The organism is Streptomyces globisporus (assembly GCF_003501885.1).
In the GTDB taxonomy this organism is placed as follows: domain Bacteria; phylum Actinomycetota; class Actinomycetes; order Streptomycetales; family Streptomycetaceae; genus Streptomyces; species Streptomyces globisporus_D.
Map to the genome: position 1 here is coordinate 13962 of NZ_QWFA01000033.1, position 15464 is coordinate 29425.

The 15464-nt window shown below is 71.4% G+C and carries 13 protein-coding genes; 9 read left to right on the forward strand and 4 right to left on the reverse strand.

Translation table 11 applies throughout. From position 1 onward, the window contains the following. Positions 1-113 precede the first annotated feature (113 nt). Positions 114-1631, forward strand: a complete 1518-nt coding sequence (gene rpsA, locus D3105_RS08135; RefSeq protein WP_003969826.1) for a 30S ribosomal protein S1 — start codon at positions 114-116, stop codon at positions 1629-1631. Positions 1632-1732: 101 nt separating this feature from the next. Here the strand turns inward: rpsA and D3105_RS08140 are convergent, their stop codons facing one another. Further along, entirely contained in the window at positions 1733-2692 is a 960-nt protein-coding gene (locus tag D3105_RS08140; RefSeq protein ID WP_118901528.1) for a right-handed parallel beta-helix repeat-containing protein, read from the reverse strand. Between the two features lie 277 nt (positions 2693-2969). Here D3105_RS08140 and D3105_RS08145 point away from each other — a divergent pair, with 277 nt between their 5' ends. The 3 genes from D3105_RS08145 (at position 2970) to D3105_RS08155 (ending at position 5047) form a co-directional block, all read left to right on the forward strand. Further along, positions 2970-3908, forward strand: a complete 939-nt coding sequence (locus D3105_RS08145; protein WP_010061217.1) for a PAC2 family protein — start codon at positions 2970-2972, stop codon at positions 3906-3908. A 31-nt stretch (positions 3909-3939) separates the two neighbouring features. Beyond that, positions 3940-4545, forward strand: a complete 606-nt coding sequence (gene coaE / locus D3105_RS08150) for a dephospho-CoA kinase (RefSeq protein ID WP_118901531.1) — start codon at positions 3940-3942, stop codon at positions 4543-4545. Between the two features lie 133 nt (positions 4546-4678). Then, positions 4679-5047: a tetratricopeptide repeat protein gene (locus tag D3105_RS08155; protein ID WP_006123722.1), complete on the forward strand. Its 369-nt coding sequence runs from the start codon at positions 4679-4681 to the stop codon at positions 5045-5047. A gap of 52 nt (positions 5048-5099) precedes the next feature. On the opposite strand, the gene D3105_RS08160 is transcribed toward D3105_RS08155, so the two are convergent. Next, complete coding sequence (locus tag D3105_RS08160; protein WP_118901534.1) at positions 5100-6287, reverse strand: helix-turn-helix domain-containing protein; 1188 nt, start codon at positions 6285-6287, stop codon at positions 5100-5102. A 124-nt stretch (positions 6288-6411) separates the two neighbouring features. Here D3105_RS08160 and D3105_RS08165 point away from each other — a divergent pair, with 124 nt between their 5' ends. The 4 genes from D3105_RS08165 (at position 6412) to D3105_RS08180 (ending at position 13570) form a co-directional block, all read left to right on the forward strand. After that, the gene (locus D3105_RS08165; protein WP_118901537.1) at positions 6412-7008 is read left to right on the forward strand and encodes a toll/interleukin-1 receptor domain-containing protein; all 597 of its coding nucleotides are present in this window, start codon (positions 6412-6414) and stop codon (positions 7006-7008) included. Positions 7009-7150: 142 nt separating this feature from the next. After that, complete coding sequence (locus D3105_RS08170) at positions 7151-9229, forward strand: PQQ-binding-like beta-propeller repeat protein (protein WP_240646841.1); 2079 nt, start codon at positions 7151-7153, stop codon at positions 9227-9229. Between the two features lie 19 nt (positions 9230-9248). Beyond that, positions 9249-9680 (forward strand): hypothetical protein, encoded by a 432-nt coding sequence (locus D3105_RS08175; RefSeq protein ID WP_118901544.1) that lies wholly within the window; start codon positions 9249-9251, stop codon positions 9678-9680. Then, positions 9677-13570 (forward strand): hypothetical protein, encoded by a 3894-nt coding sequence (locus tag D3105_RS08180; protein ID WP_123947571.1) that lies wholly within the window; start codon positions 9677-9679, stop codon positions 13568-13570. Before D3105_RS08175 ends, D3105_RS08180 begins: the two co-directional genes overlap by 4 nt. Here D3105_RS08180 and D3105_RS08185 read toward each other — a convergent pair. After that, positions 13567-13929 carry a DUF6343 family protein gene (locus D3105_RS08185; RefSeq protein ID WP_107410972.1) on the reverse strand — a complete coding sequence of 121 codons (363 nt, stop codon included), beginning with the start codon at positions 13927-13929 and terminating at the stop codon, positions 13567-13569. The two genes, D3105_RS08180 and D3105_RS08185, sit on opposite strands and share 4 nt — an antisense overlap. A gap of 103 nt (positions 13930-14032) precedes the next feature. Between D3105_RS08185 and D3105_RS08190 the strand changes: the two genes are divergently transcribed. Then, a complete protein-coding gene (locus tag D3105_RS08190) occupies positions 14033-14731 on the forward strand; it encodes a class I SAM-dependent methyltransferase (RefSeq protein WP_118901550.1) in 699 nt (232 codons plus the stop codon). 25 nt (positions 14732-14756) lie between these two features. On the opposite strand, the gene D3105_RS08195 is transcribed toward D3105_RS08190, so the two are convergent. Beyond that, entirely contained in the window at positions 14757-15113 is a 357-nt protein-coding gene (locus tag D3105_RS08195; protein ID WP_118901553.1) for a hypothetical protein, read from the reverse strand. Positions 15114-15464: the final 351 nt, after the last annotated feature.

Consider the following 15464-nt stretch of genomic DNA (forward strand, 5'->3'; position numbering starts at 1 on the left):
TCTCCGGAAACGGATTGCGCGCTTTCCAGGCTGTCCGGCTTCTGCAGAGGCGATACGGGCTTTCGGCGTAGCAGTACCTACGACTCTCTGTCCGTACCGGAGCCCTTTCCCACATGACGAGCAGCACCGAGACCACCGCCACCACTCCGCAGGTTGCGGTCAACGACATCGGCGACGCGGACGCGTTCCTCGCGGCGATCGACGAGACGATCAAGTACTTCAACGACGGCGACATCGTTGACGGTGTCATCGTCAAGGTTGACCGGGACGAGGTTCTCCTCGACATCGGTTACAAGACCGAAGGTGTCATCCCGAGCCGCGAGCTCTCGATCAAGCACGACGTCGACCCGAACGAGGTCGTCAAGGTCGGCGACGAGATCGAGGCCCTGGTTCTCCAGAAGGAGGACAAGGAAGGCCGCCTGATCCTCTCGAAGAAGCGCGCTCAGTACGAGCGTGCCTGGGGCACCATCGAGAAGATCAAGGAAGAGGACGGCATCGTCACCGGTACCGTCATCGAGGTCGTCAAGGGTGGTCTCATCCTCGACATCGGCCTCCGCGGCTTCCTCCCGGCGTCGCTCGTCGAGATGCGTCGTGTCCGCGACCTCCAGCCCTACGTGGGCAAGGAGCTCGAGGCGAAGATCATCGAGCTGGACAAGAACCGCAACAACGTGGTCCTGTCCCGCCGTGCCTGGCTCGAGCAGACCCAGTCCGAGGTTCGCCAGACGTTCCTCACCACCCTGCAGAAGGGTCAGGTCCGCTCCGGCGTCGTCTCCTCGATCGTCAACTTCGGTGCCTTCGTGGACCTGGGTGGCGTCGACGGTCTCGTGCACGTCTCCGAGCTGTCCTGGAAGCACATCGACCACCCCTCCGAGGTTGTCGAGGTCGGCCAGGAAGTCACCGTCGAGGTCCTCGACGTCGACATGGACCGCGAGCGCGTCTCCCTGTCGCTCAAGGCGACGCAGGAAGACCCGTGGCAGCAGTTCGCCCGTACGCACCAGATCGGTCAGGTCGTCCCGGGTAAGGTCACCAAGCTCGTTCCGTTCGGTGCGTTCGTCCGCGTCGACGAGGGCATCGAGGGTCTGGTCCACATCTCCGAGCTGGCCGAGCGCCACGTGGAGATCCCGGAGCAGGTCGTCCAGGTCAACGACGAGATCTTCGTCAAGGTCATCGACATCGACCTCGAGCGTCGTCGCATCAGCCTCTCGCTGAAGCAGGCCAACGAGTCCTTCGGTGGCGACCCGGCCTCGGTCGAGTTCGACCCGACGCTGTACGGCATGGCCGCGTCGTACGACGACCAGGGCAACTACATCTACCCCGAGGGCTTCGACCCCGAGACCAACGACTGGCTCGAGGGCTTCGAGGCGCAGCGCGAGGTCTGGGAGACCCAGTACGCCGAGGCGCAGCAGCGCTTCGAGCAGCACCAGGCCCAGGTCATCAAGTCCCGCGAGGCCGACGAGGCCGCTGCGGCCGAGGGCGCTGCTGCCCCGGCCGGCGCTGCTCCGGCCGCCTCCGGCGGCAGCGGTGGCGGTGGCGGTTCGTACTCCTCGGAGTCGGCGGACAACTCCGGCGCCCTGGCGTCGGACGAGGCCCTGGCCGCGCTGCGCGAGAAGCTTGCGGGCGGCCAGAGCTGAGGCTCTGACCCCGGCGGGCTCATCGGCTGCGGTAGAGCTGTAGAGCGGTAGGTGAGGCCCGTCCCCTTCGGGGGGCGGGCCTCACTCGCGTATGCGGACGCCTAGGGGGTGACGGCGATGTTGGTCAGTCCCTTGCCGCCGGTGACGGTGTTGCTCGCGTAGACCGTGGTGCGGCAACTGGAGCTGTTGTTGGTGACGTTGACGGCGAGCTGCTTGTCGCCGGTGGCCCCGGTCAGGTTCGAGGAGTTGTTCCGGAAGACGGTGCCGCAGCCCCAGCCGCTCTGCTGGGTGTGGGTCTCGTAGCCGTTGTTGGTGGTGCGCGACCCCTTGTTGCCCTCGACCAGGACGTTGTTGCCCTTCACGTCGACCCAGGAGTCGTCGTAGTTGGCGCCGGTCAGGCCGTGGCCGTCGAAGGTGTTGCCGATGATCCGGGCGCCGGTCGTGCCTTCCTTGATGTCGACGGACTCGCCGCCGACGTCCGGCCCGATGGTGTTGTTCAGGATCTGCGCGTTGTCGCTGCGGTCGGACAGATCGCCGGCCGAACCGACGTACACGCCCTCACCCATGCCGCGCCCGTTCTGCCCGGTGTCGTGGATCCGGGAGTTCTTCAGGACGCCGTCCCTGCTGGACTTACGGAAGTGGACGCCCTCCATGTCGAGGTCGTGCACGGTCACCGAGTCGATCACGACGCCGTTCGCCGCGTCGGCCATGATGCCCTTCTGCCCGCCCTTGACCGTGACCCCGTGGACCGTCCAGTACGAGGCGCCGTTGAGGTGCAGCCCGTAACCGCCGCCCGCCGTCAGCGCGGCCCTGCTGGAGCCGGTGAGGGTGATCCGCGCGCCCGAGGTGCCGGGCCGGGTGGCCTTGAAGTTGCCGGTGTACGTGCCGTCGGCGAGCCGGATCGTGTCGCCGGGGGAGACCGTGGTGAGCGCCGACTTGAGCTGGGCCGCGGTGCTCACGTCGATGACCGCGGCGTTCGCGGGCCCGGCGCCGACCAGGGTGAGGCCCCCGGCGACCAGGGCGGCGGTGAGCAGGACGGTGAGGGGGGAGCGGGTGCGCATGGGGGGTGCCTTCCCGTCGGAGGAATCCAGATGTTCTCGTACATGAATCCGAGCCGAGTCTCTGAACGCGTTGTCCAGTGACGTTAGGGACGGCGGCGGGGCGCGTCAAGGTCTGGACCAGGATCGGCGGGAGCGACGCCGGACGCGATGAAGCGCTTTCACCCACACCGCAATTGACGTGCCGTGACCCGACCTCGACGGGGAAAGATCGGGGCGCGGGGAATGCGTGTGCGGCCGGTCGTGTTCTTGCCTAGGAACACGAGGAGGAGCGGTAACCGTGCCTGATCCGCAGAGTTTGTACGAATGGGAGCCGAAGGGCCTGGCCGTCGTCGACATGGCGTTGGCGCAGGAGTCGGCCGGCCTGGTCATGCTCTACCACTTCGACGGCTACATCGACGCGGGTGAGACCGGCGAGCAGATCGTCGAGGGCCTGCTGGAGACGCTGCCGCACCAGGTCGTCGCACGCTTCGACCACGACCGGCTCGTCGACTACCGCGCACGGCGCCCCCTGCTCACCTTCCGGCGCGACCGCTGGGCGTCCTTCGAGGCGCCCGCCCTGGAGGTCCGGGTGGTCCAGGACGCTACCGGAGCGCCCTTCCTGCTGCTGTCGGGCCCGGAGCCGGACGTGGAGTGGGAGCGGTTCGCCGCCGCCGTCGAGCAGATCGTCGAGCGCCTCGGCGTCCGGCTCGCGGTGAACTTCCACGGCATCCCCATGGGCGTCCCGCACACCCGTCCCGTCGGCATCACCCCGCACGGCAACCGCACCGACCTGATGCCCGGCCACCGCAGCCCCTTCGACGAGGCCCAGGTGCCCGGATCCGCCGAGGCCCTCGTGGAGTACCGGCTGATGGAGGCCGGCCACGACGTCCTCGGGGTCGCCACCCACGTACCGCACTACGTGGCCCGCTCCGCCTACCCGGACGCGGCGCTCACCGCGCTGGAGGCGATCACCGCGGCGACCGGTCTGGTGCTGCCCGCGCTCGCGCACTCCCTGCGCACCGAGGCCCACCGCACCCAGACCGAGATCGACCGGCAGATCGGCCAGGGCGACGAGGAGCTCGTCTCCCTCGTCGAGGGCCTTGAGCACCAGTACGACGCCGTCGCCGGCTCCGAGACGCGCGGCAATCTCGTAGCCGAGCCGGTCGACCTGCCGTCCGCCGACGAGATCGGCCGCGAGTTCGAGCGGTTCCTCGCCGAGCGGGAGGGCGAGGGCTGACCGCCCGGGACCGGCCCGTAGGCTGCGGCCCATGCTGAAAGTGGGCCTGACCGGCGGCATCGGCGCCGGCAAGAGCGAAGTGTCGCGGCTGCTCGTCTCGTACGGCGCCGTCCTCATCGATTCCGACCTGATCGCCCGCGAGGTAGTCGAGCCCGGAACGCCCGGACTCGCGGCCGTCGTCGAGGAGTTCGGGCCGGACGTCCTGACCGCCGAAGGCACCCTGGACCGCCCGGCGCTCGGTGCGCTCGTCTTCGCCGACGACGGGCGGCGGGCCGCCCTCAACGCGATCGTCCACCCCTTGGTGGGCGCCCGTGCGGCCGAACTGGAGCGGGCGGCTCCCGAGGACGCCGTCGTCGTCCACGACGTCCCCCTCCTCACCGAGAACGGGCTCGCCCCTCTCTACGACCTGGTCGTGGTCGTCGACGCCTCCGCCGAGACCCAGCTCGACCGGCTCGTGACGCTGCGCGGAATGACGGAGTCCGACGCCCGTGCCAGGATGACCGCCCAGGCCACCCGCGAGGAGCGCCGGGCCGTCGCCGACCTGATCGTGGACAACGACGGGCCCCGGGAGGCGCTGGAGGCCCGGGTCCGCGAGGTCTGGGACGAGCTGGCCCGCAGGGCTGCCGCCGCCGGCTGAACGCGGCCGGTGGTAACGCGACCGGCGGGAACGCTCCGGCCGGAATAGCGGAGCCGGGGCGGACGTTGGACACGCGCGAGGAAGCGACGGTGGACCCGCGCGAGGAGACCGCGAGAGAGGAAGGGACGCGACCGTGCCCGAGAGGAACCCGGAGACCGACGTCATCGACTTCCGCGCGGCCGAGCACCTGCTCGACGCCCGGGACCCCCGGGGCGCCGTCAAGCTCCTCGACTCGGTGATCGCCGCCCACCCGGAGAACACCGCCGCCCGGCTGCTCCGGGCCCGCGCCTTCTTCGCCGCCGCCCAACTGCGCCCCGCCGAGCTGGAGTTCGAGCTGGTCCTGGAGCGCGAGCCGGACAACGCGTTCGCCCACTTCGCCCTGGCCCGCACCTTCGAACGCTCCGGCAACCCGGAGCGGGCGACCCGGCACTTCCGCCTGGCCGCGGCGCTGGACCCGAAGCCGGAGTACCTGCGGGCGGCGAAGTTCGACGAGCGGGACTGACGGGGCGGCAGCCCGGAGCCTTCGGACAGCCGCGCGCCCCCACTCCGTACGGTCAGCCGGTCGCGAGGGCGGCTGATGCGTCGATCAGGGCGAGTTGGCCCGGGCCGGCCCTCCGGGACCGGGCCTCCGCCACGAACCGGGCCAGCTCGGCGCGGAGCGTGGCGGAGTCGATGAGCCTGATCGCGGGCAGTGTGGCGTCCATGATCAGGCAGGCGTCGTCGAGGCGGTCGAGGCCGGCCAGGGCTGTCGCCTGCCGCACCGCGAAGCGGGCCCTGGAGTTGCTGTCCGACGGAACGGCCGGTCCGCACGCGGATGCGAAGAGGTCGGCGGCCGGGCCGAAGCGACGGAGGCCGAGCAGGCAGGATGCTTCGAGCAGATGTGAGCTGCCGTTCCGGATGCGCGGGCCCCAGTGCGGTGGGCTGCCGCCGGTGTTCTCGGCGGCGTGGCTCCGGAACCGCTCCAACGCGCCCCGGCAGGCTCCGGCGTCACCGCGGCTTGCATGGCCCAGAGCCGCGCGCCGCGCGGCGTGGGCGCGGATCACCGGGTTGGCCGCCGGGTGCCGGGCCGCCTGATCCGCGAATCCGATCGCCGCGCCGGTGTCGCCGCGGTGCTGGGCGATGAACGCCTTGCGGGTCAGGGCATACGCGGCCACCGTTTCGTCCCCGCCGTCCGCACCCCAGCGGACCGCGAGATTCGTCCAGCGCAAGGCCTCCGCCGAATTTCCCGCCTCCTGCGCCATCCATCCCGTGTACTCGGCGAACTTCGACGCCAGCAACCAGATCTCGGCACGCTGCTCGCCGACGGCGCGCTGACCGGTGTCCGTCAGGATGCGGATGATCGATTTGATCGAAGCGGTGACGAACCTCGGTCCGGTCGATCTGCCGATGCCCTTCAGCTCCCCCAGGACCCGCTCGTACCCGGCGATCACCGGTCCGGAGTCGACGATGCCGTCGTCCCGGGTGTCGCGGCGCCCGGACCCGGCCAGCTCGATCAGTTCCCCGTCGGCACCGAAGGCCGCGTCGCAGGCCGCCGCCACGGCGGGTGAAGGGTTGCGCAGTCCGTTCTCCAGATTGCAGATCTGCCCCTCGGACACATTGGCCCGCCGGGCGACCTCACGCACACTCCAGCCGCGACGTGCCCGGAGCGTGGAGAGGACGACGCCGAAGTCGCCCGGCGGCAGAGGCGTGCTGCTGGAGTTCCCCGCCGAAGCCGTCCCTGCTGTGCGCTCTGCCGCGTCCATACCCGCCAGCGTACGGAGACGTACGGCAGCTATTCAATCCTCGGTGAATAGCTGCCGGGGGATTGCTCCGCCCCTAGGGTGAGCACGATCCTCGCAGTCAACTCCTGGTGAAGAGAGGGTAATTGTGCCGCGCGTCTTCCTCAGCTTTCGTAAACGGGATTCCCGGTGGATGCGGGAGAGCGTCTATCGCGCGCTGTCCGACCGCCTGGGGGCCGAGGAGATCTTCAAGTCGAGCGAGTCGATACCGCCCGGTGCCGATTTCGCCGAGGTACTGGTGAACCAGGCCGCCGCATGCAAGCTCATGTGCGTACTGATCGGACCGGGGTGGCTCGACGCGCGGAGCGAGGACGGTGTGCGGCTCCTGGACCGGGCTCATGACTGGGTCCGTCTGGAGATCGCGACGGCTCTGCGCGCGGGAAACCGCGTGGTCCCGGTGCTCCTGGGCGACGCGACCATGCTGCCCGACGTCTCGGAGCTTCCGGTCGAGATCGCGGAGCTGGGACGCCTGCAGTTCCTCCGGGTCCCGGAGGCCCATCTGCCGGACGGCCTGAAGCAGTTGGGCGACGAGCTGGCGGCTCTCCTGCCCGGTGCCGCAGCCGGCCCGGGGCCGGCTGCGGCACCGACCGCGGAACCCGGCCCGCCCGCGACCATGACGGCCCATGTGTCCGGTGGCGGCAGCGCCTACCAGGCGGCCCGTGACCAGACGATCAACCTGACGTGAGGGGCTGACGATGGACCTTCCAGGAGCCGGGCGGAATCGGCGGATCGGGCCGTACGGGTTGCTCGGAAGAGGGCGCACGGTCGGCGGAAGCGAACTCTTCGCAGCCCGCACGGACGAGGGATTGCTGGTCACGGTCACGGTCGTGGGGCCCGACCTGGCCGCGACCCCGGGGTTCCGGGACCGGTTACGAGCCTCCGTCGAGGCAGCACGGAGACTGACCGGAGCCTTCCTCGTACCCGTGGTGGATGCCGATGCCGACGCCCCGGTTCCCTGGGTGGCGACCCGGTTCACCGCCGGGCTGCCGCTCCGGCACGCGGTGGACCGGCACGGCGCCCTGGCGGAGCCGGCTCTGCGCGTGCTCGCCGACGGCCTCGCCCGAGCGCTGGCCGCCCTCCACGGGTCCGGAACGGTCCACGGTGAGGTGGATCCGGACTCGGTGCTGCTGACCATGGACGGCCCCCGCATCAGCGCCCTGGGGCTGGTGGGAGCCACCGCGAGTCCGCCACCGTCGGCCACGGACGACATGCTCGACCTCGGGTCGACCGTGCTGTACGCCGCTTCCGGAGGTGAGCAGGACACGGATGCCCTGCCCGCGTCGCTGCGCGAGGTCATCGGCGGCTGCCTGTACCCGGAGTCGTCGGACCGCCCCACGGCCGAGCAGCTCGTCGACTACCTGGAGCATCAGGGGCTGCCCGCGCCGGAAGGCGGTTGGCTGCCGCCGGCGGTGACCGCCGACATGGCAGCGGCGGCCGCGGCGGTCGGCTCCGCCCGTGCCGTCCAGGTCCCCGTTCCGCCACGGCCGGTCCGCGCCCCCGGAACAGGTGTCAGCCGCCGGAACGTGCTTCTTGGCATAGCCGGAGGCGCGGCGCTGCTCGGCGGAGGGGCGGCGGCACTCGCGTTCTCCGGCGACTCGGCCCCGCCCCCCGAGGGTCGGGCGGGCGGACTCGGGACCACCGCGCGGCCCACCCGTCCGTCGGGCGCGCGCACCACGTCCGCCCCCTCCCCGTCGCCGTCATCGGCGGACGGGCCGGAACCGGTCGTGCTGGCCGGACCCGACGCCGTCAAGGCCTGGTCACGGACCGGGAAGCGCGCCCCCACCTGTCTGGAAGCCTCCGACAAGGTGGTCATGGTGGTCACGGACAAGGCCACCTCGTTCATGGAGGCCGCGAGCGGGGACCGCGCGTTCGAAGCGCTCAACGCGAGGAAGACCTTCGGTGCGAACTCGAGCCACCACCCCACGGCCTACGCGGACGGAGTGTTCTACCTGTTCTGCGAGACACCGGGGCAGTTCGACCTGCTGGCGGCGTTCGACGCCGCCGACGGGAAGGTGAAGTGGGCGGTCAGCCTCGCCGCGAGCGATCCGGGCGGGGCCAAGATCGTGTCGAACTACGGCAGGCAGTACCTGGCGGCTTCGGGCGGCACCGTCTACGTATGCGGCTTGGTGCGCGACGGCAAGTTCTCGGTCGACGCCCCGAAGACCGGCTACATCAGGGCGTTGTCCGCCACCACCGGGAAGAAGCTGTGGCAGGTGCAGGGCACGGACATCAACAACGTGCTCGTGCCGCCCTCCGGTTCCCGTCTGCTGGCCGCCTCGGCCGTCCCGGCGAAGCAGCCCGGCCGGGTCCAGATGATCGACGCCGCCAGGAAGGGCGCCCGTGGCTGGAAGGTGCCCCTGCGCTATCCCTCGGGCTACTTCAGCAGCGGCTGGCCGTTGACCGGCTACGCGGACGGGAACTTCCTCTTCGCGGGCGGCAAGGGCGACACGCTCTCCGTCGTCGACGCGGCCACCGGAACCGAGAAGTGGCATCAACGCTTCGAGGCGAGGAACGGGGACCGGGTCAGCATGGGAACGCCGTTCTCCAGCCCGGACGGCGCGACCGTCTACGTACCGATCGGCAGCGATTTGGCGGCCCTGTCCATGGCCGATGGCACGCTCCGGTGGGTCGCGACGCTCGACGGCGCCAGTGACACGGGCGGTGCCAACCTCTTCACTGCGTCCCTCGGGCTGGGCGGCAGACACGCGCTCTGTTCGGCCGACACCGTCTTCGCCACGGACAGCGCCAAGACGTTGTGGGCCATCGACGCGGCCACCGGCAGGGCCAGGTGGAAGTACAGCGACCCGAGCCAGCCCGACGTGGGATTCCGGTGGACGGTGGGCGGCGACCGGGTGTTCATCGCCTCCCACCTGACCATGACCGCGATCGCTGCCTACGGGCGCTGAGGAACAGAGAGAAGAGGACATGGAGACGAGTGTGGAGCTCGCCGGGCTGGCAACGGCGGCCGCGGCTCGCCTGATCGACCTGCTGGCGACGGACGGCTGGGACGCGATCAAGGCGTCGGTCCTGTCGCTGTGGCGGACCGCGCACCCGGAGCGCGTCGAGGAGGAACTCGATGACGCCCGAGCCGAGTTGATCCAGGCGGAGCAGGCCGGTGGTGACGCGGAACTGCCCGGGCTGCTGGCCGCCGAATGGCGGGCCCGGATCATCCGCCTCCTGGCCACGCGGCCGGACACCGTGGACGAGCTGCGCGCGTTGCTCGCCGGGGACCTGCGTACCGTCGCGGCTCCGGAGCAGCGGATCACGGGCTCGCTGACGCTGGAAGCGCACGTCTCGGGTGGCGACGCGTTCCAGGCAGGACGGGACATGAACGTCACCAGGGGCGGACAGTCGTGACGGAGGACAGCACCGGCGCCCCGCCCCCCGGCAGGCCGCCCCGCTGGCAGCCGAGGAATCAGCAGGGGAGTGTGACCGGCGGAGGCAGCCTCTACCAGGCGGGCCGGGACCTCCACGTCCGCCACGGCGACGAAGGACGCAGAACCGTGCCCGGCCCGGGCGCCGACCGGGTGCGGTGCCCGTACCCGGGCTTGGCCCCGTTCAGCGCCGAGCACAGACAGTGGTTCCACGGCCGCGAGCGGATGGTCCACCTCGTGTGCGAGAGGATGGACGCCCGCATGCGTGAGGGCGGTCCTCTGGTGCTGATCGGCCCTTCGGGAGCCGGTAAGTCGTCCCTGCTCGCGGCCGGAGTGCTGCCGGCTCTCGACGAGGGCCGGCTTCCGGTGGCGGGATCCAGCACCTGGCCACGGCTGCTGCTCACCCCGACGGCCTCCCCGGCCCTGGCGGTGGCGGCCGCCGCCGGGCTCGACGCCGAGACCGCCCGGCGGACGGTGCCGGAGTGGCGGGCCGATCCCGCACAGTGTGTGGCCGAGCTGCGCGAGCTCACCGCAGCCGAAGAGGCGGTGTCCACCGACCGGACCCGCTCGACGGGGCTGGTCGTCGTGGTCGACCAGTTCGAGGAGGTCTTCACGGCCTGCGGGGACGAGACCGAACGGGAATGGCTCATCGACGTGCTCGACCGTCTCGCCCGGCCCGAAGGCGGTGCGGTCGTGGTTCTGGGGGTACGCGCGGACTTCTACGCCGCGTGTACGGCTCATCCGCAGCTCCGGGCGGCACTCCGGGCCGGACCGGTCCTGCTGGAGCCGATGACGCAGGCCGAACTCAAGGACGCGATCCGGCGCCCCGCCGCCGATGTCGGACTCGACGTCGAGGACGGCCTGGTCGAGGTACTGCTGGCGGACCTGGGCGCGGTGGACGGGCCGGCCGGTACGGGCAGCACGGGCCGGCTGCCCCTGCTCGCCCACGCGCTGCGCGCCACCTGGCAGCAGCGCCACGGACACACACTCACCGTGGACGGATACCGCGTGACCGGCGGCATCCAGGGTGCCATCGCCACCACGGCGAACAGGCTCTACGACACTCTGCCGCCGCCCTGCCACGACGCCGCACGGTGGGTGTTCCTGCGGCTCGTCATCGTCGGGCGGGACGCCGACGACAGCCGCCGCCGCGTCCGGAACGACGAACTGCTGCGTAACGCACCGGACCCGGAGGCCGCCGCCAGAGTCCTGGACGACTTCACCCGCGGCCGGTTGCTGACACGGGACCAGGACACGGTCGTGATGACCCATGAGGTGCTCATCCGTGCCTGGCCCCGGCTACGGGGCTGGATCGAGCATGACCGCAACGGGAACCTCGTACGACAAGAGGTGGAGGAGGCGGCCGCGGCCTGGGAACAGGCCGGCCGGGAGGCCGCCGCGCTGTATCGCGGAAACCGGCTGGCGGCCGCCCTGGCCTGGTCGGAGACGCGCGATACGGAACTCAGCGGCTCCGCACGGGCGTTCCTGGCGGCCGCCCACCGCCACCAGCGGCGTGGGCAGCACCTGCGGCGCGCGGCGGTCGCCACCATCACCGCCCTGGCCGTGGTCGCCTCGATGGCCGCCGTCTTCGCCTTCCGGCAGGAGTCCCAGGCCAGGCAGGCCACCGACGAGGCCGTGGCGGCACTCGACCGGGCGATCAACGCCGCGGTCACCTCCGCGTCCGTACAACTGGCGCCGACCGACCCCTCGCTGTCCGCCCAACTCGCGCTGACTTCCTACCGCATGGACCCGACGGCGGATGCGGCGTCCCGGCTCCTCACGACCGCGAACACGCCCCTGGCCACCCGGCTCCCCGGCCCACCGGACGGGGTACGAACCGTGGCCTACAGCCCCGACGGGCACATGCTGGCGGCCGGGAACCTCCACCAGAACCTCGTCCGGCTGTGGGACGTCTCCGATCCCGGACGCCCGGTCGTGCTGGGCCGGCCCGTTCCGGTGGACCGTTCCGTCACGTCGATCCGGTCGCTCGCGTTCAGCCCGGACGGCCGGGTGCTGGCCATCGGCGGCCACACCAGCGACCACGGCGACGGCGGTTCCGGAGGATTCACCGAACTGTGGAGCCTGAGGAGCCCCAGCCACCCCGTCCTGCTCGGACGGCTGAAGAGTCCCGGCGTCCAGGGCTTCGACGCCGCCACGGTCGTCGAGTCGCTGGCGTTCAGTCCCGACGGCCGGACGCTGGCGGCCGGATGGCATGCGGGCCTGGTCAGTCTGTGGGACGTCACCCGCCCCGACGCCGCCCGCCCCGTGGGGAAGCCGGTGAACCTCCACTGTCCCGATGTCTTCTCCCACCGGATCGCCTTCAGCCCCGCCGGACACACCTTGGCCGGGGCGTGCGACGACGAAGCCGGCACGATCGGCCTGTGGGACCTCACCGACCCGGACCGTCCCGACCGTGGCCGGACCGTGAAGGCCGGGAGCCCCGTGTACGCTCTCGCGTTCAGTCCCGACGGCCGGACCTTGGCTGCCGGGGCGAGGGACAGCGCGCTCCACGTGTGGAAGGGAGCCGACACCGACCGCCCGACCCGCCTGGGCAAGCCCTTGAAAGGCCCCACTCAGCCCTTCCTGTCGGTGGCGTTCAGCCCCGACGGGAGCACCCTCGCGGCGGGCAGCGCCGACCACAGCATCCACCTGTGGAACGTCACCCACCCCAAGACCATCACTCTCCTGGGCCGACCGCTGACCGGCCCCGGTTCCCAGGTCACCGATGTGGTGTTCAGCCCGGACAGCCGGACTCTCGCCGCCGGCAACAGCGACGGCAACGTCGATCTGTGGAGTCTGCCGCCGACCCGGATCATCGGAGCGGGAGGAAACGTGTCGTCCGTGGCGTTCAGCCCGGACGGACGCACCCTGGCCGCGGCGAACCAGAACGCGACCGTCTCCCTGTGGAACACCGCCGACCCCAACAATCCGGTTCCTCGCGGTGAGCCGCTCGCGGGTCGCAAGGAACCGGTCAACGCCGTGGCGTTCAGCCCGGACGGACGCACCCTGGCGGCAGGTGACAGCGGTGGCAACGTCACGCTGTGGAACACCGCCGACCCCAGTCGTCCCGTTCGGCTGTCCGAACCCCTCACCGGCGCGAACGGGCTCATCCTGGCTGTCGCGTTCAGCCCTGACGGCAAAACCCTGGCCGCGGCCGGGGACGACGAGTACGGCAAAATCGTCCTGTGGGACGTCAGCGACCCCGCAAACCCCGTCTCCGCGTCCGGTATTTCCGGCTCGGGCGGGAAGTCCGTCCTGTCGCTGGCCTTCAGCCCCGACGGATCGGTCCTGGCGGCCGGCGGCGACGGAAGCAACGGCACCGTCGGACTGTGGAGCACCGAGCAACCCGGAGCCCGCGTCGGGAAGAAGATCGACCAACCGGCCGCCACCAGCACCTGGGTGGCGTTCAGCCCGGACGGCCGTACCCTCGCCACCGGGAACAGCCGCGGCGTCGTCACCCTCTGGGACTCCACCGACCCCCACCACCTCAAGAAGCGCAGGGGCAAGCCGTTGATCGTCCCCGGCGGCAGCCTGTGGTCCGTGGAGTTCAGCCCGGACGGGAAGACGCTCGCGGCGGGCGGCCACACCGACAACGGCACCATCCACCGGTGGAACGTCACCGATCCGGACCGTCCCACCCCCATCGGACAGCCGCTGACCGTGGAGACCGGGTTCGTCGCCGTTCTGGCGTTCAGCCCCGACAGCCGCACCCTGGCGGCCACCACCGACGACGGCGTGGCCACCCTCTGGGACCTCGACGTCGAGTCCTCCATCAACCGTATCTGCGCCGCGAGTTCGGGTGCGCTGGGCGAGGAGGAATGGAAGCGGTACGTCGTCCAGCCGCCCTACGATCCGCCCTGCGAGAAGTCCTAGGGGGCCCCGGTGCCGGTTCGTCCCCCGCCCGGCCGTCCGCCGTCGGCGGCGCCGGGGTCCGGCCCGCGCGGACGGACGTCGCCGTGGTCCGGTTCGTACGGTGGGACATCACGGCCCGGCTGGTAGTGCGGGCCCTGGCGCATGCGGTAGGTGATCACGCCGAGGTCCACCACCGCGAGCAGCAGCACCACCGCGCAGGCCGCCGCCCAGCCCGGCCGCCCGTTCATCGAGAAGGCCACCAGGCCGAAGAGGGCCCAGACCGTTCCCCACAGGCTCAGCCAGAGCCGCATCCGGAGAGGACTGCGGGCGGTCACCGGCTCACTGCCCGTACGCATGGCGATCACCTCACTCTCCAGCATGGACCCACCCGGGGCGGAACGAAAAGAGCCCGGAACGAGAAGCGGCGGACGGAACGGTGAGGGAGGCGGGGAACCGCGCCCGGAGACGGCTCGTTCCTCCTCCATGGGCGAATCACTGGTACGTGAGGGGTACGCGGGGACGGGTCCCGGAGCCATCACGCCGGACGGATGCGCGGTGGAGCTGTATCGCCGGCTGGCCGTCGGCGAGGAGCCGGACGTGATCGCGGGTGTGGCCCCCGAGGGGGCGAGCATTCTCGAACTGGGCTGCGGGGCGGGCCGGGTGACCCATCCGCTGGTGCGGCGCGGGTTCCGGGTGACGGCGGTGGACGAGTCGCCGGAGATGCTGGCGGAGATCGACGGGGCGCGCACGGTGCGCAGCCCCATCGAGTCGCTCGACCTGGGCGACGCGCGGTTCGACGTGGTGCTGCTCGGCTCGTTCCTGGTCCACGCGGGCGAGCACCGGGTGCGCGACGGGATGCTGCGTGTCTGCCGTGCCCATGTGCGGGACGACGGGATCGTCCTCGTCCAGCGCGAGGGCGTGGCGCACCGCTCGGAGCTTCCGTGGGAGCGGACCGACCCGTCCGGGTGCCTGGTCCGGATCGTCTCGGCCGATCCGGTGGGCGACGGCGTGCGCTCGGTGCGCGCGGAGTATCACTTCGACGACGCGCGGTGGACGCAGACCTTCCTGTCGCGTGAACTGTCCGACGAGGACCTTGCCGGGCATCTCGCGGCGGCCGGGCTCACGGTGGAACGCACCCTCACCGACGACGGCACCTGGCTGCTGGCCCGCCCGGCGCTCTGACCGAGTGGGGCTCTGTGTCCGCAGGTCAGTGCACGAAGCTGTAGCTGCGCCACGGGCCGCTGCCCGGCGCTGTCACATCGCTGAACCGGGTCGGCACGTAGGTCGTGCCCCGGCCCGTGCAGTCCCGGGTGCGGTAGAGGATCACGTCGACCAGCGTCCCGTTCTCCACCTCGTGGGCCCCCGCCGGGGCGATCCGGTGGCAGCCGCGTACCGACGGGCTGTTCACCTGGATCACCGCTTCGCGCTCCGTCGTGTACGTCACCGGCCCCACGGCGGTGCGGCCGAGCCCGGAACAGCCCGTGGCGGCGAGGGCGAGGAGCGAGGCTCCGGCGGCGATGGCGAGACGGCGTCGGCGGCGGGGAACGGTAGCGTTCACGGACATGGGCGGGTCCTCGTCTGCTCGTCCGGTGCTCGTCCGGCGAAGTCGGTACGTCGGAAAAGACGTGCTGGCGCTGGCCACCCTGCCCGGCCCGGCCGCCCCCGGCATCCCGGGCGCGGCCGACCGGGCGAGCCGCGGAGCGACGCGGGTTCACCGGCCGCGGCCCTTCCGCCCTCACTGAGCGTGGCGGCCCGCTCGCGGGGCCGGGGGTGCCCGGGACGTCCCCCTGACCGGTCGAGCAGCCGCTGAGCTGCGGTGATGCGGTGGGCGTCCGCAGTGTCAGACCTCCCGCCTAGACTCGCGGAGTCAGCACATTCCGTGCGGACGGAGACCGAAGACCCGGATTTCGGAGAC